Genomic DNA, 22,133 nt, shown 5'->3' on the forward strand with positions numbered 1-22,133 from the left:
AGGGGAGGCAAGTGCCTCCTTGTTGTTGGGGCCATTGTTGAGGTTTCGCAGCGCGGCATAAATGGGCAGAATCCAACAGCATTGTTATTCTGGAGAGTAACAATCAACCCTTCACCGGCTTCCCGGGGACGAGACGTATGGCGCTTCTACAGTCGATGCAGGTATTTGCCAAGCTGGCGGAGTTGGGCAGCTTCACAAAAGTCGCGGAGGCGACGCAGACCGGCCGTCCCTATGTCACGCGCACTATTCAGGAACTGGAGGCGTCCCTGGGTGTGCGCCTGTTCCAGCGCACGACGCGTAAAGTCAAGCTGACGGCTGAGGGCGAACGATTTTACGAGCGTGTCAAAGAGATTCTGGCCACCATCGCAGAAACCACTTCCATGTTCGACCGCAGTGGCTCGACGCTGAGTGGGCGGCTTCGGATTGATATTCCCACAGCGTTTTCCCAGCACGGGTTCATGGAAAGCCTCAGGCAATTTACCGAGGCATTTCCCGAGATCGAACTGGCACTCGGCGTGACCGACCGCAGGGTAGACCTGGTGGCGGAAGGCATCGATTGCGTATTGCGAATCGGTGATCTCCCGGATTCCAGCCTGGTAGCCAGGGAAATAGGCAGCGCAATCATGGTGACCTGTGCATCTGCAAGTTATCTCCAGGCCTACGGGGTACCGGAAACCCTGGCGGACCTTGCCGGCCACCGGTGCGTCGGCTTTCTTTCGGGTCAAAACAACAGGCCGCTGCCTTGGCACTTCTCGATGGCGGGCGAGGACCATCCACACACTCCACGCGGCGGTATCACCGTGAACGAGTCCAACGCATACGTTCAATGCGGCGTTGCAGGCTTCGGCATTATTCAAGCACCGGGGATTACCGTCGGGGCGTACCTCGCCAGTGGAGAACTGGTTGAAGTACTCGGCGCACTTCGTCCGACACCGCGCCTGGTTTCCGTGCTTTACCCCAGCCGATCCCATCTTGCACCCCAGGTGAATGCATTTGTGGATTGGCTGAAAAAGCACTTTCCGGTTGTGCACCCCGACTGGTTCAACGCTCACTGATCCAGCACAAGCACTTCGCGGCAGACCGAGAGGGGGCAGGTTGTTCAGGCGGGCTGTCGGAACGTATGATCGCAGCGAGCGCCCTTTTCCGGGCGCTGAGACTCACCCTTTGAAGGACATGAGCATGGAAAAGCACTTCGGTAATTCAGGCCTGTTCAAGGCTGCTTCGTATCACTGCAACACGCTCCTTGGCAGCGGCATTGCTCGCTGGGAGCTGAAAAATATTGCGTTGAATACGAAGGAGTTTTTGATATGTCCAAAGAACTACTCGGAGTTTCTGCTCTAGGGTTGATGGTGGTGGGGGAGTTTTGTGCAATCTACAGCGAGGTGGTAACCGCCAGGCTTGCCCAGACAGGGCATGGTTCATGGGAGGCGTTCGTCCTTCCCGTTGTGCTGATGTGTTTTGCCGGGCTTTGCCTGTTGGGTGCGTATTGGCTGGGGTACGTGGCGGTCGGTGATATCTGGGTCGTCACCGTGGTCTCAGTCACCTCCCTGTTGCTGCTTGAGCCCGTGGTGGTCTGGGCGCTGTTCCATGAAGCACCAGGGCGTGGCGCACTCATCGGGTTTGTCCTCGGCGCCTTGGGCATGCTTGCTACTGTATTGCTTTGACTCCGCCCTCTGGCCCGGCAATCAAACGCCGGGCCAGCTCGCCTCAAATGGTCACAGCTTCATCTTGAAGCCTGTGTGGGTTGGCAAGAATCCCAGGGACTCATAAAACCTATGAGCATCTGGCCGCGTACGATCACAGGTAAGCTGGATCAGTTGGCAGTGGCGCTGACGTGCTTGCTCAAACGACCATTCGAAGAATTGCCGGCCCAATCCGCTCCCACGCATTCGCTCGTGCACGCGGACGGCTTCGATTTGAGCTCGCCATGCGCCCCGATGAGAAATATTCGGAATGAAAGAAAGTTGGAGAGTACCGACCACCTCTTCATCAGCCACAGCGACGGCAAGAAACTGGTTCGGGTCTGCGTCGATGGCCTCAAACGCTCGTGTGTAGGAACTCTGAAGCGGAAGACTGCTATCTTCTCGAACAGCCCCCAGGGAGTCATTTGCCAGCAGCAAAACAATGAAAGGCAAGTCGTCGATACTGGCGCGTCGTATGGTCAGATTCGTCACAACGGTTTCCTGAGGTGCGGTGGTATAGAGGAACCCAGCCGATGGGGGCATTCGCATCCAAACATAACATTCATCCACGGAGCAACGAGCCCATGTCAAATACCGCTGGCATGTTCATCCGTCAGTTCTTTCACGGTACCCGGGCCGACCTGGAGCCGGGCGATCTGATCCGCGTCGGCTACCCGTCCAACTTTACAGAAGGTAAAGCACTGTCCTGGGTTTACTTTGCGGGCACGCTGGATGCCGCCATCTGGGGGGCTGAGCTGGCGCTCGGCAGTGGGCGGGAACGGATTTATGTTGTGGAGCCAACGGGGGCAATCATGGATGACCCCAACGTGACGGATAAGAAGTTTCCCGGCAATCCCACGCTTTCCTATCGCTCCACTGACCCTTTGCGCGTCGTGGCGGAGGTCACGAAATGGCACGGGCATCCGCCTGAACGGTTGCAGCAGATGAAGGACAATCTCGCGCGCTTGAAGGCCGAGGGTCGCGACGTGATCATTGACTGATATCATCGGGCACAAGCCGGCGTCACCCGATCGCCAAGTGGCTTTCCTTAACTGTTCCAGCAGGTGCTCCCATGCAGAATTCCCCTCCTGAAGGCCTACCTACCTATCGGATCCTGACAGGCAAGGACGATGCCTCCTTCTGTCACCGGGTCTCTGAAGCGCTTGCGCTGGGTTACCAGCTTTACGGCTCGCCAGCGGCAACCTTCAATGGCGAGTACGTGGTGGTGGCACAGGCTGTCGTTTGGAACGCCGATAACAACACTACTGTCAGGAACTGACGCGGGCTTGAATTAAGGTGAGTTCTCTCACTCCTGTCAGGTCAAATGATGAAATTCTCGTCTGTTCGTCTCGTTACCAACCACTTTGAACGGCTCGTTCAGTTCTATCACAACCTCTCGACTGTCGAGCCAAGGCACCTGGCTGACGGGTTCGCTGAAATTCACCTCGACGGCGTCGTCCTGGCCATAGCCGATGAGCGCCTGGTCCGCCTTCACAACGATGGACTGGCAGTCGCCGCCAGCAACCGTTCGGCGATCCTGGAGTTTCAAGTGGACGATGTGGAGGCCGTCCTGCTGCGTATCGGTCGGGCTGATGTGGTGATGCCGGTGACAGTCATGCCATGGGGCAACACTTCGGTATTGCTGCGTGATCCGGATGGAAGCCTGGTCAACGTCTTTTCGAGACCTTGCCGCTGAATTGGTCCGCTGTTGTCGCCAGGTTCGGTAGGGTCGATAACGGGTTAAAGTAATCAGCTTAAGCGCCGATCAATTAACATCGATACCGGAATTGGATATTTGACATGATCACGAACGTCAGCAGTCTCGCTTCAGTACCCGCCAACCCAAGTCCGGCCAGCGTCAGCGATAGCTCCAAGACCGAAGACTCTGGAACCTTGAGTCTCAACCCGGACACGGGTGCCAAAAGTGCGCCCGCTGCAGGTGGCGGCCAGGCGGCATCCACGTCGCAGGAGTCCGACACCGTCAAGGCGCTGAAAAAGCAGATTGCGGAGTTGCAAAAGCAGCTTCAAGAGCAGCAGCAAAACATGCAAAAGGCCCAGGCCAGCAATCAAAGCGCAGACGCCAAAGCGGCCGCCGTGGCTGCCGCCCAGGCGCAGATTGCCGCAACGGCAGCTGCATTGCAGTCTGCGTCTTCGGCGTTGTTGCAGGCACTGACTTCCGACGGTGGAAGCGGTACCGGTTCCATCGTCAGTACCACCGCCTGAGAGGCAGATTTGGTTTTCCACAAGAAGCATTCGTGTACCCACGGGCCATTCTGTTCGACCTGGATAACACGCTGACGCACCGAGCCTTGATTAGCCTCACCTTGCACACCAAACGTCAACGGAACTGCGTTTATGAAATACAGCTGGATCGCACTTGTCTTACTGCTTTGTGCCTGCACGAGCGGCCCCACCCGGGAACAACTGGCAGAACAACGCTTATGGGAATACCAGTTGCTCACTCACCTCAATCACTTCAAGTCGTACCCCGAAGAAGCTCGCCTGCAAGGATTGACCGGCCTGGTCAGGGTTGAATTCGTGGTCGACGCCAAAGGCAACCTGATACGGCACAAAGTCATCAGCCATACAGGTTCGGATCTGTTCGTCAGCGCCGTGGAGAGATTCGTTCCGGCGGCGTCGCCAGTGCCTGCGCCTCCACCCTCAATGCTGCTCAAAGGCGAAATTCAAGTGGTAGCCCCGTTTGTATTCTGCCTGGAGGGCGTGGCCTGCGCCGGCTCACCGCCACGCCGGCTGTAGCTGACCTGCGGATAAATTCCGGGCAAAGAAAAGCCCGCGATGGGGAGCGCGGGCTTAAAGGTTTTCACCAGGAGCTGAGATGACCATAGGCGCCCGACTGTGAAAGGGTTGTGAAAGGGCGCCAGCGCTGCACTCAACTCAGTAGGCGCCCGCGGCCGCCTTTGCGCCGCTGACGATGGCGATCCCGGAGCTGCTGCCCAGGCGCGTAGCACCGGCTTCGATCATCGCCTGGGCCGTCGCCAGGTCGCGCACGCCGCCCGACGCTTTCACGCCTATCTGCGCCCCCACCACGCCGCGCATCAGGCGCACATCCGCCAATGTCGCGCCGCCATGGCCGAAACCGGTGGAGGTCTTGACGAACGCCACGTTCAGCTCGCGGCACAGGCTGCAGGCATGGGTTTTCTGCTGGTCATCGAGCAGGCCGGTCTCGAGGATGACTTTCAGCGGCACCGCGCCGCAGGCCGCCAGCACCTGGGCAATATCGTCGCGTACCTGGTCCAGCAGGCCATCCTTCAGCCAGCCGATGTTCAGCACCATGTCGATCTCGCCTGCACCGGCCTCGATCGCAAGCTTTGCCTCATAAGCCTTGGCCGCACTCAAGCCCGCACCCAGGGGGAAGCCGACGACGGCACAGACCAATGGCGCGGCGTCGCGCAGGCATTCGGCGGCCAGCGGCACGTTGGCGCTGTTGACGCACACGGACTTGAAGCCATGCTCGCGGGCCTCGGCGCACAGTTGGCGAATGCTCGCCTGGGAAGCATCGGCGGCCAGCAGAGTGTGGTCGATATAGGCTGCGAGCGGCAACGGATCAGTCGGCATGGCAAGTGTCCTGTAAGGATGAGGTGCTGGGAAAAGGCGGTTTGTGTTAAGTTGGATGCATTAGATGTGAAATAAATAACATTGTAAATGGAATTTGTGACTGTCCTGATCAAGGGCACGCATTCAACGAGGGTTGGAACGCAGTGGATTCAAAGAAAAGCGAAAGATTTCGGGCCATGCACAAGGCCTTGCAGGGCGAGTCGGCGATTCACTTGCGTGACATGGCCGCATTGCTGGGTGTATCGGAAATGACCCTGCGCCGCGACCTGGCAGACAGCCCACAGGGCCTGCGCCTGTTGGGCGGGCACGTAACCCGCAGCGGGCCGCCGGAGCCCGATTACCAGGTCGCCGAACAGGACCAGCGCCACGTCGCCGAGAAGCGTCAGATCGGCGTGCTGGCCGCCAGCCTGGTGCGCCCCGGCGACACGGTGTTTATCGATTGCGGCACCACCACGCCGTTCATTATCGAGGCGTTGCCGGATGACCTGGAGTTCACCGCGCTGTGCAATTCCCTCAACGTATTGCTCAAGCTCCAGCAAAAGCCCCACTGCACCATCATCCTCTGCGGTGGCACTTTTCACCGGCGCAACATGGTCTTCGAGAGCCATGCCGAGGTGGGCATCCTGGATGGCATCCGTGTGGCGTGGGCGTTCATTTCCGCGGCCGGCGTCAGCGCCGCCCACGGTGTGACCTGCTACAACCTCAACGAAGTGGAGGTCAAGCGCCGGGTCATGGCGCGGGCGCAGACCTGCGTGCTGGTGGCCGACCACAGCAAGTTCGACGAAGTACGTGCGGCACACTTTGCCGAGCTGTCGGACTTCCAGCGGGTGATCAGCGACCCCGGGCTCGAGGCGGCACAGCAGCAGGTGATCAGGGACAGCGGGGCGATCCTGCTGATCTGACTCAAACAGCATTGTGATTTTTATTTCATTTGTTCGGAATTTAACAAATTGGCCTTGACACTCTCCGGAGCAAGGCATAGTTTTTCAAATGTGATCGCGGTTCACATTTGTGAGCACGGCCTCCCCGAAGGCCGTGCCCGAATCCTGACAACAATAAAAATAGGAATCACCATGCTCCAGATAGCCCGTAAACCTGTTCATGTGCTGGCCCTTGCACTGGCTGTCGCGGCCTCGGCGCTGGCGCTGAACGCCCAGGCCAAGGATCTGAAGATCGGTTTCAGCCAGGTCACCCTGCAATCTCCCTTCTACGTACAACTGCGCGACGGCGCCAAGGCTGCAGCGGCGAAGGGCGGCGATGAGCTGATCTTCCTCGACGCCAACGGCGATATCAGCAAGCAGAACAACGATATCCAGGACCTGCTGACCCGCAAGGTCGACATCCTCATCATCAACGCCGTGAACCCCGACGCCGTGGGCGCGGCCCTCGACGCCGCCAAACGCGCCAAGGTGCCGGTGATTGCCGTCGACCGCGCAATCAATGCCCCGGTCGCCACCACCATTGGCCGTAACAATGCCGAGATGGGCGAGCTGTCCGGCAAGGCGCTGCTTGCAGCGCTCAAGCAGCGCGGTGTGACCAAGGGCAAGATCATCGAGATCCAGGGCGACGCCGGCGGTACGGTAATGAAAGAACGCCGCAAGGGCTTCCACACCGCTTTGGCCGGCTCCGACTTCAAGATCATCGACGGCCCCTACAGCGAGTACATGCGCGCCAACGCAGTCACGGCAATGCAGGATTTGCTGCAAGCGCACCCGGACCTCAAGGCGGTGATCGCGCATAACGACGACATGGCCATGGGCGCGCTGCAAGTGCTCACCGAAAGCGGCAAGAAAGACGTCCTCGTGGCCGGGATCGACGGCTTGTCCGAGGCCTTGAATGCCATCCAGAGCGGCGATCAATACGTGGCCACCGCCCTCAACGACCCACGCTACCTGGGCGAGGTCGCCATCGAGGCGGCGCGGGCCCTGGCGGCCGGCAAGTCGGTGCCGAACTTTGTCGACGCCGGCACCCAGGTGGTGACCAAGGCCAACGTGGCCGAGGTCAAGCATGACTCAACCTTCGGCGAATACCGCCCCGGCGCGCTCTGACGGATCTGCGCCGCCACGCTATGGATTTTTGCGGGCACCTCTTGCGGGAGGTGCCTGGTCGAACGCACTCGTCACTCAACAGAGGAATTCACTGTGAAAGCTGCCGTCATGTACCAACCGGGCGATATCCGGGTCGAAGATGTTCCAAAACCTGCGGTCAAGGCCGGCCACGCGCTGGTTCGGGTCGCCGCCTGCGGCGTGTGCGGCTCGGATATCCCGCGCATGCTGAGCAAGGGCGCCCATGTGATGCCGCTGATTTGCGGCCATGAATTCGCAGGCTTTATCGAAGAGATCGGCAGCGGTGTCGACGGCTATGCCATCGGCGAACTGGTGACCGTGCCGCCGATGATCCCGGACGTCAGCAGCGACCAATATGCCCGAGGCTTTCCGTCCCGCTCGGAGCGCTACGATTACTTCGGCAGCCGCCGCGACGGCGCGTATGCCGAGTACGTCAATGTGCCCCTGAGCAACCTGATCAAGGTGCCCCAAGGCATGGACCCGATTGCCGCGTCCCTGGTGGACCCGGCGGCGATTGCCCTGCATGCGATCTGGAAAGCCGACTTCAAGGCCGGGCAGAGCGGGGCAGTGGTAGGTTGCGGGCCGATCGGCCTGTTTGCGATCCAGTGGCTGCGGATCATGGGGGCCAAGGACATCGTCGCCATCGACATCGCCGAAGAGAAACTCGCCATGGCCCGCGAAGCCGGCGCCACCCACACCCTGCTCAGCGGCGCGGCGGATGCCGAGTTGCCCCGTTGCCAACTGGTGATTGAAGCGGCAGGCCATCCCAGCTCGATCAACCAGGCCGTGCAACTGACCAAGGCTGGCGGGCATGTGGTGTTTATCGGCATTCCCACCAGTGACGTGGCCCTCAGCACTGCGACGTTCTCGCACTTCCTGCGCCAGGAAATCTCCCTGCACGGCGCCTGGAACTCGTTCTCGGCACCGTTCCCGGGCGATGAGTGGACGGCCTCCATCGACAAGCTGGCTTCCGGTGAATTGCAGTGGCAGTTCATGATTACCCACGACTTGCCGCTGGATGAATTGCCGGCGATGTTCAAGCGCTATGCCGATCGCAGCGAAGTCGCGGCCAAGGTAATTTTCCGTCCCTGAGCCGCGTCAGCTGTGTGTCGCCAAGCCCGACGACGCTGTGCGTTGCCGGGCTTAAAACAAAAAGCGTTGTTACAAGACGCAGGAGAACTACCGATGACCTTGTTGTTGGGACTGGATTTCGGAACAGGTGGGGTGCGGGCTGGTTTGTATGACCTGCACAGCCACAAACTGGTACACGTCGCCGAGGCGCCGTATGCCACGCAATACCCGCAGTTGGGTTGGGCCGAGCAGGCGCCGGCGGACTGGTGGTCGGCGCTGGGCAAGGCCTGCCGGCAGTTGATGGCCCAGGCCGGGCACCCGCAGGTGGCGGCGGTGTGCGTCGCCACCACAGCCTCCACCGTGGTGGTTGCCCAGGCGGACGGCCAACCCCTGGCCCCGGCGTTGTTATGGATGGATTGCCGCGCCGCTGCCGAGTCGGCGCGCACCGCCCACGTCAGCCACCCGATGATGAACCAGGGCGGTGACGCGGTGGAATGGCTGGTGCCCAAGGCCATGTGGCTGGCCGAGCACGAGCCTCAGGTTTACCAGCGCGCCGAGCGTATTTGCGAGGCCGTGGACTGGATCAACTTTCAGTTGACCGGGCGCTGGGTCGCCTCCCAATTGAATGCCAGTTGCAAGTGGAATTACGACACCTTGCAGCAGCGTTTTCCGGTGGAATTGTACGCTGAACTGGGCGTGCCTGAACTGGCGCAAAAACTCCCTCAGGAAGTGATCAAGGTTGGTGGGCGGATCGGCCCATTGAGCGCCGATGCTGCCAATCATCTGGGCCTGAGCCGCGACACGCTGGTGGCCCAGGGCGGAATCGACGCCCACATGGCAATGCTCAGTGCCGGCACCACTGGCGCCGGCGAGCTGTTGTTTATCGGCGGTACCTCGGTGGTGCAACTGATGCACACCCCGCAACGCATCGACGTACCGGGCATCTGGGGCCCGTACCCCGGCGCCTTGCTCGACGGCCAATGGTTGATGGAAGGCGGGCAAGTCTCCGCCGGTTCGATCCTCAACTGGCTGGCGCAAAAGATGTTCGGCCTCGACGATGCCGGGCACCAGCGCCTGATCCGCCAGGCCGCAGAACTGCAGCCCGGCTCCACCGGCTTGCTGGTGCTCGATTACTGGATGGGCAACCGCACACCGTACCGCTCGCCGGACATGCGCGGGGCGATCATGGGCCTGTCGCTTAACCATGACCGGCATGACCTGTACCGCGCCTCGGTGGAAGCGATTGCCCTGGGCTCGGCGAACATCTTTCACACCTGGCGCTCCGAGGGCATCGAGATCACTCGGGTGGTCGCCGCCGGTGGTTTCCAGAAGAACCCGTTGTGGTTGCAGGCCACGGTGGATGCCACCGGTGTGCCGTTCGAAATGGTGCCCCACGACAACCTCACCCTGATCGGCACCGCCGCCGCTGCCGCCTGCGCCCTCGGCGAGTTCGGCACCTTGCAGGAAGCCGCTACCGACTTCACCACCATCGGCCGGCTGATCGAGCCCGACCCTTACGCCCACGAGCAATACATCGAGCTGTTGGGCCGCTACCGCGCCGCCACCGACAGCGTCGCGCCCATCAGTTGCAAGCCACCGGCGAACCGCACGCTCGGCGTAAGGCCGGCAGCATGAGCGCCCATCCTGAAGAAACGTTTGCCACGCGGTTGTCGGCCGATTCCCAGCGTGATGACTTGATGGTCCAGGTGGCCAAGCTGTATTACGACCTGGAAAAGACCCAAAGCGATATCTCCCGGGAGACCGGCCTGACCCGCTGGCAAGTCAGCCGCTTGCTGCGCGAGGCGCGGGATTGCGGGGTGGTGCGCATCGATATCGTCGCCCGCTCGGCGCGCTTGCCGCAGCTGGAAGTGGCCTTGCAACGGCGTTTCGGCCTGCGTGAAGCATTGGTGCTGGATGTGGAAGATGCCGACACCGCGCTGAACGTGGTGACCCAGGCCGCCGCCCGTTACCTGTGCAACTTGCAGCCGATGCCGGCGCTGATCGGCGTGTCGTGGGGTCGCACCCTGACCAAAATGGCCCAGTGGCTGGTGCCGCGCTGGAACGAGGGGGTCAACGTGGTGCTGCTGAACGGCGCGATCAATACCCGTTCGATGGGCGAGTCCAGCCATAACGTCGCCGAGCGCTTCGCCCAGGCTGCCCGTGGCCAGGCCACGTTGCTGCCGGTGCCGGCGATTCTCGGGCATGTGCATACCCGCGAAGCGCTGGAGCAGGACCCGGTGATCGCCCAGGTATTGCGCCTCGGGCAACAGGCGCCGGTGGCGTGTTTCAGCCTGGGGGAGTTGTCTGACCATTCGGTGTTGATGGAGTCGGGTTACATCGACCGGCCATTGCTCGAAGAGCTGGAACGCCTGGGCGCCGTCGGCGACATCATGGGCCGCTTTATCGGCATGGACGGTGAACCGGTGATGCCCGAACTCGACGCCCGCACCCTGGGCCTGCCGTTGGCCGCCTTGCGCGACAAGGCCTGGTCCATTGCCGTGTGCGTCGGCGCGCAGAAGCACCGCATCGTCCACGCCAGCGTCAAGGCCGGCTATGTCAATGTGCTGGCCACTGACGCGGCCACCGCCCGCTATTTGCTGGAGCAGGATCATGAGTGAGTTGGCCCTGGATATCCGTCATGTCAGCAAGCGTTTTCCGCCCAATGTGGTGGCGCTGACCGATGCCTCCCTCGACGTTCGGCCCGGTGAGGTGCATTGCCTGCTGGGTGCCAATGGCGCGGGCAAAAGTACCCTGTTGAAAATCGTCGCCGGCGCCCATCGCCCGGATGGCGGCGAGATGTCGGTGGCGGGCCGGCGGGTGGAACTGAAGAATCCGCAACAGGCGCGCCAGGCCGGGATCGCGATGATCTATCAGGAGCTCGACCTGATCCCGCAGATGACCGTCGAAGAGAACCTGATGCTCGGCTATGCGCCCCAGCGCTTCGGGATTATTTCCCGGGGCAAGCGCAGTGCGTTGGCCAAGGCCGCACTGTTGCGGGTCGGGGCCAACTTCTCGAGTTCCGACCGGGTGGGCAGCCTGTCGATTGCCAACCAGCAATTGGCGGCCATCGCCCGGGCACTGACCTGTGAGGCCCGGCTGGTGGTGATGGATGAGCCTTCGGCGGCGCTGAACGAGACCGAACTCAAGCGGGTGTTCCAGGTGATTCGCGAGATCACTGCGGCGGGTGTGGCGGTGCTGTATGTCAGCCACCGCTTGAATGAAATTCGCGAGATCGGCGACCGGGTCACGGTGCTGCGTGCCGGGCGAACCCTGCAAACCCACGAGCTGGCGCAGATCGACGACCAGGCGCTGATCGCCGCCGTGGTCGGCGAGCACCGCGACCTGCTGGAACGCAGCCCGCGTCAGGCGCCGCGGGACAACCTGGCGTTGAATATTCGCCGGCTGCAAGGCGAGCAGGGCCTGGACGTGCAGGGGCTGGAAGTGCGTCAGGGCGAAATTGTCGGGCTTGCCGGGCTTAACGGGGCAGGGCGCAGCACGTTGCTCAAAGCCTTGTTTGGCGTGGGGCGCAACGACAGCGATGTTGAACTGTTTGGCCAGCCTTATCAGCCGCAAACCTCGCGCCAGGCGATCCGCCAGGGCGTCGGGTTGGTGCCGGAAAACCGCAAGACCGAAGGCCTGCTGCTGGATGCGCCGATCTACCGCAATGCCTGCCTGGTGCACACCCGGCACTTGAACTGGTTTTCCCATCGCCAGGCCAAGGACCGCGCCGGCCCGGTGCTGCAGCGCTTGCAGACCAAGCTCGACAACCTTGAGCAACCGGTACGCCAGCTCTCCGGCGGCAATCAACAGAAGGTGGTCATGGCCAAGTGGGTGATCGACGGCGCGCGCCTGTTGCTGCTGGACGAGCCCAGTCGTGGCCTGGATGTCGGCGCCAAGGCCGACCTGTATGCCCTGGCCCGCAGCCTGGCGCAGGAAGGGGCGGCGGTGCTGGTCGCCAGCAGCGAGCTGGACGAGTTGTACGTCAATTGCGACCGCATCTGGGTGATGCATGAGGGGCGCAACGCGCTGTGTTTCGACCCCTTGACTGCCAGTCGCGACCAGATCGACCAGGCCATCCTTATCGGTAGAACGAGTGTAGAACCATGACTATTGCAAGCAACCCAAGCCCGGTTTTCGATAAGCCCGTCACCCTCACCAGCCGCCGTCGCAGTGCGGTGCTGGAGTGGGTGATGCGCTACAACTTTGTGTTCATTTTCCTGTTTGCGGTGGTGGTGGCGACGTTCCTGTCGGACGACTTCCTGACCTTCGGCAACATCGCCAACCTGTTCCAGCAGGGGGCGATTGTCGGGATCATCGCCATCGGCATGACCTTCGTTATCCTTACGGCCAATATCGACCTGTCGGTGGGCAGCCTGTGTGCCTTCGGCGGCATCCTGGTGGCGGTGCTCCTGCAGCAGCAGGTCAGCGGCTGGCTGGCGGTGCCGGCCACGTTGCTGGTGGGACTGGCCATCGGCACCTTGATGGGCAGCCTCACGGTGTTTGGCAAGGTGCCGAGTTTTATCATCACCCTGGCCGGGCTGGTGTCGCTGCGCGGGGCCACCTTCCTGGCATCCGACGGTGCGCCGATTGGCGGATTGCCGGCCAGCTTCACCTCGTTCGGCTCGGCCATGATCGACATCTGGCCCAGCGCTGGCATTGCGTTTCCGGTGCTGGGGCTGATCTTTATCCTGATCACCGTCATCGCCTGGCTGGTGCTGCGCTACACGGTGTTTGGCGAGTATGTGCTGGCCACCGGCGGCAACCTGGAGGCTGCGCGGCTGTCCGGCGTGCCGGTGCGGGCGGTGACGATTGCGGTGTTCGCCATCTGCGGCGGCCTGGCAGCATTCGCCGGCTTGTTGATGACCTCACGCCTGCACGTCGGCCAACCGACCGCTGCCCAGGGCCTGGAACTGGATGCAATTGCCGCCGTGGTGCTGGGGGGCACCAGCCTGTTCGGCGGGCGCGGCAGCGTGGTAGGCACGGCGGTGGCGGTGATGCTGCTGCAGGTGTTGCGCAATATCTTCAACCTGCTGGGGCTGGGCTCGTTCTACCAGATGGCGATCACCGGGGTGATCATCGTGCTGGCGATTTTGCTCAACCGCTTGATCGACCATTACGCCGGGCGCACCTGAGGACACCGTGATGAATGCACCGCTACCCGCGCCGATCAAGGCCGTGATCTTCGACATGGACGGCCTGCTGCTCGACACCGAAGGCATCTACACCGAAGTCACCCAACTGATTGCCGACCGCTACGGCCGCACCTTTGACTGGAGCATGAAGCAGAACACCATCGGCCTGGGGGCTTATGAACTGGCCAGCTATATCGTGCAGGCCGTGGGCTTGCCGATGAGCCCCGAGACGTTCTTGCAGGAACGCACACCATTGATGAATGCGCGGTTCCCCCAGGCGGCGGCCATGGCCGGGGCCCAGGCGCTGGTGCGGCATTTGTCGGCCCACGGTGTGCCGATTGCGGTGGGTACCAGTTCGTCGCGGCACTACTTCGAACTGAAAACCACCTTGCACCGCGACTGGTTCTGCTTGTTCGATGCCATCGTCACCGCCGATGACCCTCAGGTAGGCGCTGCCAAGCCGGCGCCGGATATCTTCCTGGTGGCCGCCCAGCGACTGGGAGTGACGCCCGCTGAATGCCTGGTGTTCGAGGATTCGCCATTCGGTATCACTGCGGCCAAGGCGGCCGGCATGTACGCCGTGGCCATCCCGGACCCGGCGATGCCGCAGGAGAAGTTCCTGCATGCGGATGGAAGACTGCTGAGCCTGGAGGCGTTTGACCTCGCGCGATGGGGGTTGCCAGCCTACCGCTGACTCGACGTCCGGTAGGCTGCCTCGTCGTCAGCGGGTGTATGGTAGACCGGGCAAACACCTGGATTATCTCTGGAGAGAGAGGTGACTATGAGCACTCCCATGCTGAACAAGCTGCATCTCAACGGTTATGACATCGTGCAGGTCAACAGCGGCCCGTGGCACGTCTGTACCAAGGCTGATCGCCTGGCATCCTTCGGTTCCCGTGAACAGGCGCTGGCGTATGCCGCGGCGCTACCGGGTTACAAGGCACGGTCGAGGCCGGTCGCCAATGATGCATGAGCCCTCAACAGCCTCGGTCAATCCGGGGCTTTTTATTGGCACCCAATTGAGCAACACATGACCGGTGGCGAGGGAGCTTGCTCCCGCTGGAGTGCGAAGCGCTCCCAGGATTTTGGGGCCGCTACGCAGCCCAACGGGAGCAAGCTCCCTCGCCACACAGAGGATATTTTGGGATGATTCGCAGCTGATCAGCCCGTAGGAACCTGTCATGTCCCTGGCAACCTTATTTCTGTTCGTCATGATGAGCGCCGCGATTATCGCGATACCTGGCCCGACGGTTCTGTTGGCCCTGCAAAATGGTTCGCGCCATGGTTTGCAGGCGGCGTTCTGGGGCATGGCCGGGGCGGTGTTGGCCGACGCTTTGCTGGTGACGGCGGTGGCGTGTGGCCTGGGATTGCTGCTGGCGGCCAGCGAAGGGCTGTTTCAGGCGCTGAAATGGATCGGTTCGGCGTACCTCATCTGGATCGGCTGGCAGATGTTGCGATCACCCCAGGCGGCGTTGCCATCGGTAGACGAGGGTGAGGACGGCGGCACCCGCTCGGCGAGTATTTTCACCCGCAGTTTCCTGGTGGCGATTTCCAACCCCAAGGCATTGTTGTTCATGTCGGCATTCCTGCCGCAATTCGTCGACAGCACCCAGGCGCAACTGCCGCAGTACGCGTGCCTGTTGCTGGCGCTGTGCGTGCTCAATGTCAGCATCATGATGTTCTACGCGTTATGCGGGGCACGCTTGCTCAGTCGCCTGCGGCCCGCACATTTGCAGCATTTCAACCGTGGGGCGGGTGGGTTGTTGATGACGATGGGCGTGCTGTTGGCCGCTTACCGTCGTGCCCCGGCTGCGTAACTTAAACGAATGGCTGGCCGTGGAACCCGCGTGGCAGGCGCTGACGGCCTGGCAGGTCGCTCAGGCGCTGGGTCCAGGCGCTGCGCCAGTCACCGGCGGCATGGGCGGTTTTGGACTTGCGCGCGGCACGCCGAGCGGCGTTGCGTTGGGTGCGGCGGGCTTCCTTGAAGACTTCGGTGTTACGGCAGGTACGGCACTTGACCCGATTCAGCTCGGTGCTGGAAGGGAGGTTGTTGCCGTGATGACCGCAGGCAAGATGCCCGGCGACCTTGAAGTGAATGACCATGTAAGCGTCTCCTTCTTGGGGGATGCGTCGCATCGGTAATCTGCTGATGCGCGCGGGCAGGGCGGGGCAGCCATTGGCTGATGTTCACCGCTCTGTCTTTTATGACAGTTCGCTGCTCCATGCGTTCGGTAATGCAAGCTGGCACTGCTGTTCGCGACGCACCCGCTCGTTTATCCTCCGGTCACACACACAATGTGACTGGAGTGGAAGATGAGCAATCAAGAGTCCCAGGAAGGCGGCTGCCGTTGTGACCGGGTGCGTTTTACCGTGACCGAAAAACCATTGATCACCATGGCGTGCCACTGCACCGGGTGCCAGAAGATGTCATCCAGCGCGTTCTCGCTGAGCGCGCTGATCCCCAGCCACGGATTCACCATCACCCAGGGCAACCCGGTGATCGGCGGGTTGCATGGCGTAGACCGCCACTACTGCTGCCCCCACTGCATGAGTTGGATGTTTTCCCGCCCCAATGGCGTGGAAGATCTGATCAACCTGCGCCCCACCATGCTGGATGACGCCAGCGGTTATGTGCCATTCATAGAAACCTGGACCAGTGAAAAGCTGCCGTGGGCGACAACCCCGGCGCAGCACAGCTTTGCGCAGCTCCCGGAGAGGGAGAATTTCCCCGCGCTGATACAGGCGTACGCCGAGTACAGCGGCGGTTGAACTAGTCCATCAGTGCCAGCAGGTCGGTGTCGCCCACGTCGCGCCCGGCCTGGGTCAGCAGCGTTGTCACCTGGCCCCGGTGGTGGGTCTGGTGATTGAAGAAGTGCACGAGCAGTGCATGAAAATTCTTGTTCATGGGCGTGCCCGCCATGTTGTGGTACTGCAGGGGCTGATCCAGGTCCGACTCACTGATCGACTGCACCCAGTCGATGATGAGCTGGTCGAGCCAGGCGCGGTGGGCCGACAGTTCACGGATATCGGCGAAGGCCAGTTGATTCAGGCGTGGCGGCAACCCCAACGCGTCTAACGGTACCAGCGCGGCAAAGCCTGCCGGATGCTCGGCGAAACGCTTGAGCCAGACGCGATCACCCAGGGCGAGGTGGTTCAGCGTGCCAAGGATCGATCCGAAGAACGCGCCACGGTCGGCAATCAAGTCTTCGTCGCTCAGGCCGTGGGCCGCTTCATACACCTTGCGGTTCATCCACTGGTTATAGGTCGCCATCAAGGCAATCTGCTCGGTACGGGTCACGTGAGGTTCCTCGATGGGGGGCGCGTCGCCATGATAATGCGAGCCTGCCGGGCGGTCATGGTGTTCTCGCGCAGCGCAGCTATTGTTGTTGATCTGGAACTCTGCGCCCTGGGAGGGTGACACCATGAATACCGGCGATCTACTGGAACAATTGTTGCGGGCGGGCCAGGCCTCGTCCAGCCAGCAGGGCGGCGCTGCACCCGGGTCTCAGGGCGGGCTCGGTGGTTTGGGCGGCTTGCTTGGCGGTTTGCTGGGCGGCAGCGCTGCTTCGGCTTCCGGCGGTGGCGGCCTTGGTGGCTTGCTCGGTGGCCTGGGCGGCATGCTCGGCGGAACCCGTGCGGCGCCTCAGGGGCGCACCGGCGGCACCAACTACGCGGCGCTGGCGTCGTTGGGGATGATGGCGTTCCAGGCGTATCAGGCCTGGCAGCGGCAACAGGCGTCGGCGCCGCAGCAGGCGTTGCAGACGGTTGACCAGTTGTCTGGCGCGCAGGTCGAAGAACACAGCCACGCCGTGCTGCGTGCATTGATCGCGGCAGCCAAGGCGGATGGCGAGATTGATGAGCGGGAGCAACAGATGATCTCGGCCGAGATCGGCAAGCACACCGATGATCCGCAATTGCAGGCGTGGCTGGATGCCGAGGTGGCCAAGCCGCTGAATGCGGCGGATTTTGCCGAGTTTGCCGGCGATCCGGCGGTGGCGTCGGAGGTGTACCTGGTCAGTGTGCTGCTGGTGGATGACCAGCGGGACGCGGAGCGCAATTATCTGGATGAGCTGGCGGCGCAGTTGAAGATTGATCCTGCGTTGCAGGTGCATCTGGAACAGCAGGCCAAGGGGCAGGTTTAAATCGCTATTACGGTCATACCAAACCGGTGGCGAGGGAGCTTGCTGTGGCGAGGGAGCTTGCTCCCGCTGGGCTGCGTAGCGGCCCCGGAATCTTTGGGAGCGCTTCGCACTCCAGCGGGAGCAAGCTCCCTCGCCACTGGGATCATCGTCTGCGGGTTAGAACCGCAGTGTGGCCCCCGTCGTGAGCCATTGATGCTGATCCCCGATCAAACTGCGTCCTACCACCAGGTCCACGTCCAAATTCTTGCCGATATGCACCCTCGGCCCGGCTTGCCAGGCCTGGTCACCGCCTTGTTGGCCGTAGCGTTCGGCGATCAGTGTCAGTGAGTCCATCAGGCTGTATTCAAACCCGGTGCCCCAGGTCGGCCGATGGGTCTGGTCGCCGTCGTTATAGGCATGGCTCCAGCCGGCGTTGAAGTTAAGCCGCAGGGCCTCCATGGGCTGCCAGGTAAACGGCACATTCAAGTCCGCGCCATCAAACGAGTGCTGGCGGTTCAGCGCGTAATGCACGCCGGCAGACGCGGCCAGTTCCAGGCCCAGGTCTTCCCGGGCCCACAACTGCGCCTTGAGCTGCGGATTCACTTGGGTTTCGCCGTCGCCATCATGGTTGGCCCGGGACACGGCGGCAGTCCACTGCAACCAAGGAATGGCAGCGGAGGTGCAGGCCGGCACCAGGGTTTCACTGTGGGTTGAGCCCGCGTGCCGGTTGGCGGTGAACCAGGCGTCGACATTGCATTCGCCCGGGGCGTTGATTGCGCCGTCGTCGACCACGTAGGAGCCGCCTGCCGCATGGGCATTCGACATCAGGCTGAGCACCAGCATGATGCCCGCGGTCACGCCGACGAAAATCAGGTTGCGCCGCACTGCCCGAAGCTTGGAGGCGGGCAGGGGATGGAAGGTAACGTGGGTGGTGCGGTTGCGGTATTTGGCGAAACCGTCAGGGGTGTGTTTCTTGTACATGGTGAACCTCGATCAACACCCGGTGGCGCGCCCCGACCGGACTTGGCAGGGACGCGCCGTGTTTCAAATAGAAAAAAGTGTGCAACGGGGTACCGCTACAACGGGGTTCTTCGTTCATGCCTGGATACTCCAATAAGGGTTGATTCAGCTGTCTACAGTCAGCACATGGATGCCACTGGCCCTGGCCTGGCTCACCAGTTCCGAGGTGTCGTCGCCACCGGGCAGCGCGATGATCACGTCGGGCCGGCTGTCGGTGAGCATGAACTGGTTGCGATGGCGTTCGGCCTGCTTGCCATGGCGTTGCCAGTTGGGTGGGTAACGCACCACATCCACTCCGGTTTCCCGGGCCCAGTCTTCCACGTCGCTGCCCAGGAACTGGCTGCCACCGTGGATCAACACCTGCACCGGGCGCAGGCGGTGGTAGGCGTCCAGCACCTGGCGGGACATTTTTGTATCGGCGTAATGACGACCTGCACAGATCAAGACGCGCATGATGATGTTTCCTTGTAGTGCGTATTGCCATTTATCGACGCGGGCGCAGCAAGCGGATGCAGGTACTGTTCAAGGTGCTGGAAAAACCCAGCATGAAGCGCATTTCCACGGCGCTGAGCACGTTGCGCGCGTACAGCCGTACGCCCAGCACCATCACCGCCTTGGCCGCCTGGGCGAGGCCGAACACCAGCAGCGCGCGAGCAGCGTTGTCGAGGTAGCTCATAAGTGTGTTCATTGTCTGTCTCCGCGTGCACTGGCTATCTACCGATAGCCAGCGCTTTCAGGGGCGGTTGATCAGTACCACTGCTTGAAGCGGCGGATGTAGAGGGTTTTCATCAGTTGTGCCACGCAGCAGTAGGCGACCAGGGTGCCCACCAGCCATGGGAAGTACGCCAGTGGCAGCGGCTCCAGGCCAACCATCGCGCCCAGCGGCGAGAACGGTACGTAGATGCCCAGCCCGATCACGATGCAGGTCATCATCATCACCGGCCATGCGGCGTTGCTCTGGAAGAACGGGATCTTGCGGGTGCGCAGCATGTGCACCACCAGGGTTTGCGAGAGCAGCCCCTCGATGAACCAGCCAGACTGGAACAGGGTCTGCATTTCCACGCTGTTGGCCGAGAACACGTACCACATCAGGGCAAAGGTGGTCATGTCGAAGATCGACGAGGTCGGCCCGATCCAGATCATGAAGCGGCCAATGTTTTTCGCGTCCCACTTGCGTGGCTTGGCCAGGTATTCCTTGTCCATCTTGTCCCACGGCAAGGCCAGCTGGGAGATGTCGTACATCAGGTTTTGCAGCAGCAGGTGGATCGACAGCATCGGCAGGAACGGGATGAACGCACTGGCCACCAGCACCGAGAACACGTTGCCGAAGTTGGAACTGGCGGTCATGTTCAGGTACTTCATGATATTGCCGAAGGTTTCGCGACCTTTCAGCACGCCTTCTTCCAGCACCATCAGGCTCTTTTCCAGCAGGATGATGTCGGCGGATTCCTTGGCAATGTCCGTCGCGCTGTCCACCGAGATGCCCACGTCGGCATCCCGCAAGGCCGGAGCGTCGTTGATGCCGTCGCCGAGGAAGCCCACGGTGTGGCCGTTGGACTGCAAGGTCTTGAGCACCCGCGACTTCTGCAGCGGCGTCAGCTTGGCGAACACCGTGCGCTCCTCGACCCGCAGCTTGAGGGTGGCGTCGTCCATCGCTTCGATTTCCGTCCCCAGCAACGGTACGCCTGGCTCCAGGCCGACCTGGCGGCAGATCTTGCTGGTGACGATGGCGTTGTCGCCGGTGAGCACTTTGACCGCCACGCCAATTTCGCGCAGGGCAGCGATCGCCGGGCCAGCGGTTTCCTTTGGTGGATCAAGGAAGGTCAGGAAACCACGGATCACCAGGTTGCGCTCATCGGCCGTGGTGTACTGCTTGCGGGCGAGTGCCTGGGGAATGTTGCGGGTGGCCAGCACCAGCACGCGGAAGCCGTCTTCGTTGTAGTCCTGGGCAATCGCCAGCAACTCGTTGCGACGCCGATCATCCAGCTCGACGGCCACGTCGCCTTCCATCACGTGGGTGGAAATGCTCAGCATCTCCTCGACCGCACCCTTGCACACCAGCAGGTGATCGTTTTGCGCGTCCTTGACCACGATCGACAGGCGACGGCGAATAAAGTCGAACGGCAACTCATCCACCTTGCTATAGGCAAACGGCACCTGGAACTTCGGATTCTGCTCGGAGAACTGTACGACCGCCTGGTCCATCAGGTTCTTCATGCCGCTCTGGTGATGGCTGTTGAGCCAGGCGAGGGTCAGCACTGAATCATCACGGTTGCCAAAGGCGTTGACGTGGTGCTCGAGGATGATCTTGTCCTGGGTCAGGGTGCCGGTCTTGTCGGTGCACAGCACGTCCATCGAACCGAAGTTCTGGATCGCGTTGAGGCGCTTGACCACCACCTTGCGCTTGGCCATGGCGGTTGCACCCTTGGCCAGGTTGGCGCTGACGATCATCGGCAGCATTTCCGGGGTGAGGCCTACCGCCACTGCCAGGGCGAACAGCAACGCGTCGCTCCAGTCACCCTTGGAGAAGCCGTTGAGGAAGAACACGATCGGCGTCATTACCAGCATGAAGCGGATCAACAGCCAGCTGACGCTGTTCACCCCGCGGTCAAATGCGGTTTGCACCCGGGAGCCGACAATCGCCTTGGCCAACGAGCCAAAGTAGGTGCGCGGGCCGGTGGCAACCACCACGGCTTTCGCCCGGCCGCTGACCACGTTGGTGCCCATGAAACAGATGTTCGGCAGGTCCAGCAGGTTGCCCTGGTCGGCCGCCGTGGACGTGGCGGATTTTTGCGTCACATCCCCGAGGGTGTCGTACTTCTCTACCGGCAAGGCTTCGCCGGTCAGCACGGCCTGGCTGATGAACAGGTCACGGGACTCGATCAGGCGGATGTCGGCCGGGATCATATCGCCGGCAGACAGTTGCACGATGTCGCCGGCCACCAGGTCGCGCATCGGCACTTCCCGCAGGGTCGGCTTGGAGCCCACTTGCTCGCGACGCAACACCGTGGCGGTGGTGCGCACCATGGCCTTCAAGGCCTCGGCGGACTTGGCCGAACGATGCTCCTGCCAGAAGCGCAGCAGGCTGCTGAGCATAACCATGGTCATGATAATGATGACCTTGGTCAGGTCGGCTTCTTCACCGGCCTGCAGGGGCAGCCAGTAGTCAGTGAAGAAACTGATGGCGCCGAGGGTCAGCAGCACATAGATGAACGGGTTGTTCAGGGCCTGGAGGAATTGCACGATGGCGTGAGGCGGCTTGTCGTGGGCCACCTCGTTGTAGCCTTCACGTTGCAGGCGAGCAGAGGCATCCAGTTCGGTCAGGCCATCCTTGGTTGCCCGGACATTGGCGAGGGTTGCCGAGAGGCCGTTCTGGGCTTCGCGGGCGGCACGCATCGACAGCTTGGTGTCGGTATCCGTGCCGTTTTTCTTGTGCAGTTTCGGGTTTTTTACTGCGCTCATTGT

The 22,133-nt window shown here is 61.8% G+C and carries 28 protein-coding genes; 20 read left to right on the forward strand and 8 right to left on the reverse strand.

From position 1 onward, the window contains the following. The first annotated feature begins 155 nt into the window (after positions 1-155). From QF039_RS10505 to QF039_RS10515, 3 genes are all read left to right on the forward strand, one after another. Entirely contained in the window at positions 156-1,055 is a 900-nt protein-coding gene (locus QF039_RS10505) for a LysR family transcriptional regulator (RefSeq protein WP_102370266.1), read from the forward strand. 124 nt (positions 1,056-1,179) lie between these two features. Next, the gene (locus QF039_RS10510; protein WP_166742167.1) at positions 1,180-1,341 is read left to right on the forward strand and encodes a hypothetical protein; all 162 of its coding nucleotides are present in this window, start codon (positions 1,180-1,182) and stop codon (positions 1,339-1,341) included. 5 nt (positions 1,342-1,346) lie between these two features. Next, positions 1,347-1,664 carry a hypothetical protein gene (locus QF039_RS10515; protein WP_032899360.1) on the forward strand — a complete coding sequence of 106 codons (318 nt, stop codon included), beginning with the start codon at positions 1,347-1,349 and terminating at the stop codon, positions 1,662-1,664. Between the two features lie 51 nt (positions 1,665-1,715). Here QF039_RS10515 and QF039_RS10520 read toward each other — a convergent pair whose 3' ends face one another. Continuing rightward, positions 1,716-2,174: a GNAT family N-acetyltransferase gene (locus tag QF039_RS10520; RefSeq protein WP_003207728.1), complete on the reverse strand. Its 459-nt coding sequence runs from the start codon at positions 2,172-2,174 to the stop codon at positions 1,716-1,718. A 92-nt stretch (positions 2,175-2,266) separates the two neighbouring features. Between QF039_RS10520 and arr the strand changes: the two genes are divergently transcribed. The 5 genes from arr to QF039_RS10545 all read left to right on the forward strand — a co-directional run bounded on the left by arr (position 2,267) and on the right by QF039_RS10545 (position 4,439). Further along, the gene (gene arr, locus QF039_RS10525; RefSeq protein WP_023658807.1) at positions 2,267-2,683 is read left to right on the forward strand and encodes an NAD(+)--rifampin ADP-ribosyltransferase; all 417 of its coding nucleotides are present in this window, start codon (positions 2,267-2,269) and stop codon (positions 2,681-2,683) included. A 71-nt stretch (positions 2,684-2,754) separates the two neighbouring features. Beyond that, positions 2,755-2,961 carry a DUF1737 domain-containing protein gene (locus tag QF039_RS10530; protein ID WP_008435062.1) on the forward strand — a complete coding sequence of 69 codons (207 nt, stop codon included), beginning with the start codon at positions 2,755-2,757 and terminating at the stop codon, positions 2,959-2,961. A gap of 48 nt (positions 2,962-3,009) precedes the next feature. After that, a complete protein-coding gene (locus tag QF039_RS10535) occupies positions 3,010-3,378 on the forward strand; it encodes a VOC family protein (protein ID WP_008435061.1) in 369 nt (122 codons plus the stop codon). A gap of 104 nt (positions 3,379-3,482) precedes the next feature. Then, positions 3,483-3,905 (forward strand): hypothetical protein, encoded by a 423-nt coding sequence (locus QF039_RS10540; protein ID WP_003207738.1) that lies wholly within the window; start codon positions 3,483-3,485, stop codon positions 3,903-3,905. A 132-nt stretch (positions 3,906-4,037) separates the two neighbouring features. Further along, a complete protein-coding gene (locus tag QF039_RS10545; protein WP_003207740.1) occupies positions 4,038-4,439 on the forward strand; it encodes a TonB family protein in 402 nt (133 codons plus the stop codon). A gap of 138 nt (positions 4,440-4,577) precedes the next feature. Here QF039_RS10545 and deoC read toward each other — a convergent pair whose 3' ends face one another. Then, positions 4,578-5,258, reverse strand: coding sequence for a deoxyribose-phosphate aldolase (gene deoC / locus QF039_RS10550; RefSeq protein WP_003207741.1), 681 nt, complete (start codon positions 5,256-5,258; stop codon positions 4,578-4,580). Between the two features lie 143 nt (positions 5,259-5,401). Between deoC and deoR the strand changes: the two genes are divergently transcribed. The 10 genes from deoR to QF039_RS10600 all read left to right on the forward strand — a co-directional run bounded on the left by deoR (position 5,402) and on the right by QF039_RS10600 (position 15,344). Beyond that, entirely contained in the window at positions 5,402-6,160 is a 759-nt protein-coding gene (gene deoR, locus QF039_RS10555; protein WP_134326557.1) for a DNA-binding transcriptional repressor DeoR, read from the forward strand. A 171-nt stretch (positions 6,161-6,331) separates the two neighbouring features. After that, positions 6,332-7,306, forward strand: coding sequence for a substrate-binding domain-containing protein (locus QF039_RS10560; RefSeq protein ID WP_177049025.1), 975 nt, complete (start codon positions 6,332-6,334; stop codon positions 7,304-7,306). A gap of 93 nt (positions 7,307-7,399) precedes the next feature. After that, the gene (locus QF039_RS10565) at positions 7,400-8,416 is read left to right on the forward strand and encodes a galactitol-1-phosphate 5-dehydrogenase (protein WP_256579610.1); all 1,017 of its coding nucleotides are present in this window, start codon (positions 7,400-7,402) and stop codon (positions 8,414-8,416) included. 93 nt (positions 8,417-8,509) lie between these two features. After that, the gene (locus QF039_RS10570) at positions 8,510-10,030 is read left to right on the forward strand and encodes a ribulokinase (RefSeq protein WP_087693921.1); all 1,521 of its coding nucleotides are present in this window, start codon (positions 8,510-8,512) and stop codon (positions 10,028-10,030) included. Next, positions 10,027-11,013, forward strand: a complete 987-nt coding sequence (locus QF039_RS10575; protein ID WP_102606040.1) for a sugar-binding transcriptional regulator — start codon at positions 10,027-10,029, stop codon at positions 11,011-11,013. Before QF039_RS10570 ends, QF039_RS10575 begins: the two co-directional genes overlap by 4 nt. Beyond that, a complete protein-coding gene (locus tag QF039_RS10580) occupies positions 11,006-12,502 on the forward strand; it encodes a sugar ABC transporter ATP-binding protein (RefSeq protein ID WP_003207752.1) in 1,497 nt (498 codons plus the stop codon). Before QF039_RS10575 ends, QF039_RS10580 begins: the two co-directional genes overlap by 8 nt. After that, a complete protein-coding gene (locus tag QF039_RS10585; protein WP_003207754.1) occupies positions 12,499-13,527 on the forward strand; it encodes an ABC transporter permease in 1,029 nt (342 codons plus the stop codon). The genes QF039_RS10580 and QF039_RS10585 overlap by 4 nt, the downstream gene beginning before the upstream one ends. Before the next feature lie 10 nt (positions 13,528-13,537). Further along, on the forward strand, positions 13,538-14,221 hold the full coding sequence (locus QF039_RS10590) for an HAD-IA family hydrolase (protein WP_008435051.1): 684 nt from the start codon (positions 13,538-13,540) through the stop codon (positions 14,219-14,221). Positions 14,222-14,308: 87 nt separating this feature from the next. Further along, positions 14,309-14,500 carry a DUF2188 domain-containing protein gene (locus QF039_RS10595; protein WP_307517931.1) on the forward strand — a complete coding sequence of 64 codons (192 nt, stop codon included), beginning with the start codon at positions 14,309-14,311 and terminating at the stop codon, positions 14,498-14,500. Positions 14,501-14,708: 208 nt separating this feature from the next. Then, on the forward strand, positions 14,709-15,344 hold the full coding sequence (locus QF039_RS10600; protein WP_307517933.1) for a LysE family translocator: 636 nt from the start codon (positions 14,709-14,711) through the stop codon (positions 15,342-15,344). A 1-nt stretch (position 15,345) separates the two neighbouring features. Here QF039_RS10600 and QF039_RS10605 read toward each other — a convergent pair whose 3' ends face one another. Next, positions 15,346-15,630 (reverse strand): hypothetical protein, encoded by a 285-nt coding sequence (locus tag QF039_RS10605; protein WP_177023099.1) that lies wholly within the window; start codon positions 15,628-15,630, stop codon positions 15,346-15,348. A gap of 210 nt (positions 15,631-15,840) precedes the next feature. On the opposite strand from QF039_RS10605, the gene QF039_RS10610 reads away from it, so the two are divergent. After that, positions 15,841-16,296, forward strand: a complete 456-nt coding sequence (locus QF039_RS10610; protein ID WP_003207766.1) for a GFA family protein — start codon at positions 15,841-15,843, stop codon at positions 16,294-16,296. A 1-nt stretch (position 16,297) separates the two neighbouring features. Here the strand turns inward: QF039_RS10610 and QF039_RS10615 are convergent, their stop codons facing one another. After that, positions 16,298-16,825 carry a DinB family protein gene (locus QF039_RS10615; protein ID WP_134326561.1) on the reverse strand — a complete coding sequence of 176 codons (528 nt, stop codon included), beginning with the start codon at positions 16,823-16,825 and terminating at the stop codon, positions 16,298-16,300. A gap of 124 nt (positions 16,826-16,949) precedes the next feature. Here QF039_RS10615 and QF039_RS10620 point away from each other — a divergent pair, with 124 nt between their 5' ends. Further along, a complete protein-coding gene (locus QF039_RS10620; RefSeq protein WP_087693913.1) occupies positions 16,950-17,669 on the forward strand; it encodes a tellurite resistance TerB family protein in 720 nt (239 codons plus the stop codon). Positions 17,670-17,825: 156 nt separating this feature from the next. Here QF039_RS10620 and QF039_RS10625 read toward each other — a convergent pair whose 3' ends face one another. The 4 genes from QF039_RS10625 to mgtA all read right to left on the reverse strand — a co-directional run bounded on the left by QF039_RS10625 (position 17,826) and on the right by mgtA (position 22,130). Beyond that, on the reverse strand, positions 17,826-18,629 hold the full coding sequence (locus QF039_RS10625) for a hypothetical protein (protein WP_307517938.1): 804 nt from the start codon (positions 18,627-18,629) through the stop codon (positions 17,826-17,828). Between the two features lie 144 nt (positions 18,630-18,773). Continuing rightward, positions 18,774-19,121: a DUF2493 domain-containing protein gene (locus QF039_RS10630; protein ID WP_003217865.1), complete on the reverse strand. Its 348-nt coding sequence runs from the start codon at positions 19,119-19,121 to the stop codon at positions 18,774-18,776. A 31-nt stretch (positions 19,122-19,152) separates the two neighbouring features. Continuing rightward, on the reverse strand, positions 19,153-19,356 hold the full coding sequence (locus QF039_RS10635; RefSeq protein ID WP_023658813.1) for a hypothetical protein: 204 nt from the start codon (positions 19,354-19,356) through the stop codon (positions 19,153-19,155). 59 nt (positions 19,357-19,415) lie between these two features. Next, on the reverse strand, positions 19,416-22,130 hold the full coding sequence (mgtA, locus tag QF039_RS10640; protein WP_023658814.1) for a magnesium-translocating P-type ATPase: 2,715 nt from the start codon (positions 22,128-22,130) through the stop codon (positions 19,416-19,418). Positions 22,131-22,133: the final 3 nt, after the last annotated feature.

The organism is Pseudomonas sp. W2I6, assembly GCF_030815935.1.
Lineage (GTDB): Bacteria > Pseudomonadota > Gammaproteobacteria > Pseudomonadales > Pseudomonadaceae > Aquipseudomonas.

Coding starts and splice junctions, on each gene's coding strand:
- QF039_RS10585 (WP_003207754.1), top strand. CDS start 12,499: ATGACTATTGCAAGCAACCCAAGCCCGGTTTTCGATAAGCCCGTCACC.
- QF039_RS10610 (WP_003207766.1), top strand. CDS start 15,841: ATGAGCAATCAAGAGTCCCAGGAAGGCGGCTGCCGTTGTGACCGGGTG.
- QF039_RS10600 (WP_307517933.1), top strand. CDS start 14,709: ATGTCCCTGGCAACCTTATTTCTGTTCGTCATGATGAGCGCCGCGATT.
- QF039_RS10635 (WP_023658813.1), bottom strand. CDS start 19,356: ATGAACACACTTATGAGCTACCTCGACAACGCTGCTCGCGCGCTGCTG.
- QF039_RS10505 (WP_102370266.1), top strand. CDS start 156: ATGCAGGTATTTGCCAAGCTGGCGGAGTTGGGCAGCTTCACAAAAGTC.
- QF039_RS10535 (WP_008435061.1), top strand. CDS start 3,010: ATGAAATTCTCGTCTGTTCGTCTCGTTACCAACCACTTTGAACGGCTC.
- QF039_RS10605 (WP_177023099.1), bottom strand. CDS start 15,630: ATGGTCATTCACTTCAAGGTCGCCGGGCATCTTGCCTGCGGTCATCAC.
- QF039_RS10570 (WP_087693921.1), top strand. CDS start 8,510: ATGACCTTGTTGTTGGGACTGGATTTCGGAACAGGTGGGGTGCGGGCT.
- arr (WP_023658807.1), top strand. CDS start 2,267: ATGTCAAATACCGCTGGCATGTTCATCCGTCAGTTCTTTCACGGTACC.
- QF039_RS10515 (WP_032899360.1), top strand. CDS start 1,347: ATGGTGGTGGGGGAGTTTTGTGCAATCTACAGCGAGGTGGTAACCGCC.
- QF039_RS10545 (WP_003207740.1), top strand. CDS start 4,038: ATGAAATACAGCTGGATCGCACTTGTCTTACTGCTTTGTGCCTGCACG.
- mgtA (WP_023658814.1), bottom strand. CDS start 22,130: ATGAGCGCAGTAAAAAACCCGAAACTGCACAAGAAAAACGGCACGGAT.
- QF039_RS10575 (WP_102606040.1), top strand. CDS start 10,027: ATGAGCGCCCATCCTGAAGAAACGTTTGCCACGCGGTTGTCGGCCGAT.
- QF039_RS10540 (WP_003207738.1), top strand. CDS start 3,483: ATGATCACGAACGTCAGCAGTCTCGCTTCAGTACCCGCCAACCCAAGT.
- QF039_RS10530 (WP_008435062.1), top strand. CDS start 2,755: ATGCAGAATTCCCCTCCTGAAGGCCTACCTACCTATCGGATCCTGACA.
- QF039_RS10630 (WP_003217865.1), bottom strand. CDS start 19,121: ATGCGCGTCTTGATCTGTGCAGGTCGTCATTACGCCGATACAAAAATG.
- QF039_RS10595 (WP_307517931.1), top strand. CDS start 14,309: ATGAGCACTCCCATGCTGAACAAGCTGCATCTCAACGGTTATGACATC.
- QF039_RS10620 (WP_087693913.1), top strand. CDS start 16,950: ATGAATACCGGCGATCTACTGGAACAATTGTTGCGGGCGGGCCAGGCC.
- QF039_RS10560 (WP_177049025.1), top strand. CDS start 6,332: ATGCTCCAGATAGCCCGTAAACCTGTTCATGTGCTGGCCCTTGCACTG.
- QF039_RS10580 (WP_003207752.1), top strand. CDS start 11,006: ATGAGTGAGTTGGCCCTGGATATCCGTCATGTCAGCAAGCGTTTTCCG.
- QF039_RS10590 (WP_008435051.1), top strand. CDS start 13,538: ATGAATGCACCGCTACCCGCGCCGATCAAGGCCGTGATCTTCGACATG.
- deoC (WP_003207741.1), bottom strand. CDS start 5,258: ATGCCGACTGATCCGTTGCCGCTCGCAGCCTATATCGACCACACTCTG.
- QF039_RS10625 (WP_307517938.1), bottom strand. CDS start 18,629: ATGTACAAGAAACACACCCCTGACGGTTTCGCCAAATACCGCAACCGC.
- QF039_RS10510 (WP_166742167.1), top strand. CDS start 1,180: ATGGAAAAGCACTTCGGTAATTCAGGCCTGTTCAAGGCTGCTTCGTAT.